This is a genomic window from Candidatus Cryptobacteroides sp., assembly GCF_056207615.1.
In genome coordinates, this window is record NZ_JBAEER010000065.1 from 1 (window position 1) to 3,822 (window position 3,822).

At 56.0% G+C, this 3,822-nt stretch carries 3 protein-coding genes; all 3 read left to right on the plus strand.

Going from position 1 to position 3,822, the window contains the following annotated elements; all coding sequences use genetic code 11:
* Nucleotides 1-925, plus strand: a 925-nt coding sequence (locus AC06ND_RS03995; RefSeq protein WP_475677702.1) for a DUF4876 domain-containing protein, incomplete at its 5' end; no start/stop codon positions are given.
* On the plus strand, nucleotides 922-2,511 hold the full coding sequence (locus AC06ND_RS04000; RefSeq protein ID WP_475677703.1) for a DUF6850 family outer membrane beta-barrel protein: 1,590 nt from the start codon (nucleotides 922-924) through the stop codon (nucleotides 2,509-2,511). The genes AC06ND_RS03995 and AC06ND_RS04000, both read left to right, overlap by 4 nt.
* A 2-nt stretch (nucleotides 2,512-2,513) precedes the next feature.
* Nucleotides 2,514-3,822: hypothetical protein (locus AC06ND_RS04005; RefSeq protein WP_475677704.1), on the plus strand; the 1,309-nt coding region annotated here is incomplete at its 3' end.

The following is a 3,822-nucleotide window of genomic DNA, read 5'->3' on the forward strand; positions in this document are numbered from 1 at the left end:
CAAGGAGGAAGTTCCCATCGAGGACAATGCCCGCGTGCTGGTCGGCGTCTCGCTGATGAACCAGAAGATCTTCACTGCCGAGGACCTCGAGATACAGCTCAGCGCTTCCGTGCTCAGGAGCCTGATGATCTCCAAGGTCTATTACTCCGGCACCAGAGACAACTTGGACCGAACTTACACTACGGATTCCTACGTCGAGATCTTCAACAACTCGGATGAGCTTGCGTACCTCGACGGCATGTACCTGGCACTCGCTGAGTCCGTGTCCCCTGCGGCCTATCCAGCGAAGGACAATCCTGACTCGATCTACGCTCGTCAGGTGTGCCGCTTCCCTGGCAACGGACATGACCACCCTGTGGCACCGGGCTCCAGCATCGTGATTGCGGCTCGCAGCGCGAGGAACCACCTCGAGAGCGCCCCAATTACCGTGGATCTCTCCGATGCGGACTTTGAGGTGAAACTCATCGAAGGCTCCGGCAATCCTGATGTCCCTATGCTTCCGCTCGTACATAACTCTACCAACATCCAGTATCTGAACCTCATCAGCGGAGGAATGAACGCGGTCTACCTTTTCCAGACCGACGAGGACGTGATGGGATGGCCTCTGGTCTACCAGCGCGGAAAGACTTCCGGAGAGCTCTTCATGAGGATGCACAAGTCTGTGGTCATCGACGGCGTCGAATGCCTCAAGAAACCGGCTCAGACCGCACCGGACGTGAATACGAAGCGCCTGCAGTCGGACATCGACGCTGGATATGTCGTGATCTCTTCAGTCAACGGCTACACACACGAGTCGGTGGAGAGGAAGGTCTCTCGTCAGGAGAACGGAAGATATTATCTCGAAGACACGAACAACAGCTCGGCGGATTTTGTCGTATGCACAGATCCGGCACCGCGCAAATATGACAAGGAGGGCCTGCTATGAGAAAGACCATGACTCTTTTGTCTGCAGCCCTCTGCTGCATGACCTTCGGGGCTTTCACGGCTTTCGCACAGAAACCGGAAAAGAGAGCCGGCGAGCCTTCTGAGTATAGGAAGATGGAGATCGAGGAGCTTTACCAGCAGTACTCCAGGACTAGGAACGCTGCCGGAATGGGACTCTCGCAGCCTTCCAGCGGCAGCTTCACCACTCTCGGCGTGTTCACCCAGTCCGGTGAATACCACCTTGCCCAGGAAGGAAGTTCGGACATGGGCTTCGAGTTCTCTTCTATGCGCTATGACTCATTCAGCGACAAGCTCTTCATGAAGGGCTCTTTCAGCTACACTCTCGACAAGGAGAAAGGCAGGGCATGGTCCGACGTGATCGATCCTTACTTCTCCAATCCTTTCATCTACGGCTGTCAGGTCGCAAAGGACTACGGCAAGCATGACTGTGAACTTGACTTCGATCTCTACACTGCCCCTCTTCGGGATATCGTCTCTGTCGGTCTCAAGGGCGAATACCAGGTGAAGGATATCTACGGAAACCGCGACCCACGTCCAAGGACAGGCTATCTCAGGTATGAGATCATCCCATCTGTGCTCCTGAGCTTCGGCAGGCACCATGTTGGTCTCGACGCCGGATTCACTCACAGCAAGGAGAAGCTCCAGAACCTCACCACCATACAGTCTTACCCTAATCTCTGGTACTACAAGATGTCGGGGCTGGACCGTATTGACGGCGCCATCTCTGCGTACTCGGGATTCAAGCGTCAGTTCATCGCGAACGGCTTCGTCTCTGACCTCAGCTACTCGTACTCTTCTGACAAGATTGACTTCGTCCTCAACGGTGGCGTCGCTGGAGAGCTGTCGAACGCCTACGGCGACAAGAAGCAGTGCCCGGGATCATACAACAGCCTTACCTACAACGGTCTCGCAGAGATCATAGCAAGCGCAGACGAGATGGCCTTCAAGCTCGCCCTCAAGGGCAGCATGGTAGACGGTGGAGCCGACGAGAATCTCCAGGAGCTTACCAGCGTCAAGGACCCTGTCACAGGTGCCACGACCGAGACCTGGGAGACCCTCTACACCTACGAGAACAGGTATATGCTCAAGAAATATGATGCTGACCTCAGCATGGACATCTACGGCCTTCGCGGAGCTTCCGGCTACAGGTGGAACGCAGGTGCGGAAATAGGATATTCCGGCTTCCGCAAGGAGTGCTTCCTCCCATATTCAGCCTTCCTTGTCGATGCACTCAACGCTGAGCTCAGAGGCTCATACAGGCTGATGGAGAGGAATTCCCACAGGCTTGACCTCGAACTTGCGGCAAAGAGCATCGTTCCGCTTCGCTCGCAGCTTGAGTGCGCGAAGGAAAACGTCTACGTCGACGAGGTGCTCGCTCCTGACCAGGTCTACTACGGGTCGCAGACCGTAAGCGGCCGTGGAAGCCTCACATATCACTTCCCTATGCGTCTTGGCAAGGCTGGCAGGGCTAACGGATATGTACGCCTCGGAGGAGAGTATCTTGCTTCGAAGAATGCCGGAAATCTTTACGAAATCGCCCTCACGTTGGGCCTGTTCACGTTCTAGACATGAAAAAGATAATCAGCATAATAATAGCCGCAGCGTCGCTGCTCTTCGCATCCTGCCGTCCGCAGGAGGACACCAGGGTGTTCTCACCGATGGTCGAGTTCGAAGGTACCGAGTACGTTGCCGCGGCTGAGGGCCCGGGCATCGACCTTTCGCTCAGGCTCTCGCATCCTGCACAGCTCGATTTCACCGTCGGCATCAGTCTCTCCGGCGACCTTGTGGAAGGCAGGCAGTTCTTTGTCGAATCGCATGAGATACCTGTCTCCAAGGGGCAGGAAAGCATCAAGACCCACCTCTCATTCGCCCAGGACGAGATCTGGAACGAAGAATCTGACATCCGTGTGACCCTTCTTCCAGGCCTGCGTTACACTGTTGATCCAAACGGCAAGTGCATGACCACCGTCAAGGTCACCAAGGCTCAGACCCTTCCTGTGATTTCTGTCGTCTGTCTCGAGGATAGGACCGTGACCAATCCTTTCCTCGCGGAGACTCTCCGTTTTGCGCTAGAGACCAAGATCGCTCCTCGTGAGGACATCAGCGTGGATGTATGCTTCGGAGACCTCGTCGCCGGCAAGGACTTCCTTCTTGACGGTTCTGAGGACGCCAGCGTTGCCATGGCGGCGGGCCAGACCAGAGCCGAGTTCGAGATATCCCTCGTGCGCAAGGACGAGTCGGGTATGGACAGGAATCTGGAACTTGGCGTACAGACCAAGGCTGGGGTGTATGTCGCTGCTGAAGGCGCTCCGTGCATGATACGGCTCTATGATCCGGTCGTGGATTTCAGCCCTATCCAGAAGACTGCTGCGCTGAACAACGGCCTGGGACATCAGCTTCGCCAGGGAATAAAGTCGGCGGACGGCACATGGAACGGTAACACTGCTGCGGACTTCTATGTTCCGCAGAACGGGTCCAACTACCTCAGCTCGAACAGGAACCTGATGGATTCGCAGTGGCTCTGCAAGATCGTTTCTCCGGGCTCGAACGCGCTCCGACTCACCGAACTCTTCCCGGATTTCGCATATCCGAAGGAACTCTGCATCGCCGATTATGCGGCGAACAGTACCGCGAGGAACTTCTCAGCCTGCGATTCTCTCTTCCGTTTCGTTCTCGACTACGGCTCGACAAAGCAGGGATCGATCATGCTCGGTGAACGGCGCGAGCTCTACTGCTACATCGCGGAGCGAGCTGCATGGGAGGAGGGCGAGAACCCATACAAGGCATGGCAGCAGGATTCAAAGGCGACCAAGGGCGACATCGACGCAAGCACCTCTCCTTTGATCAAGGGAAAGGTCAGCGTCTTCATCGAGAAGA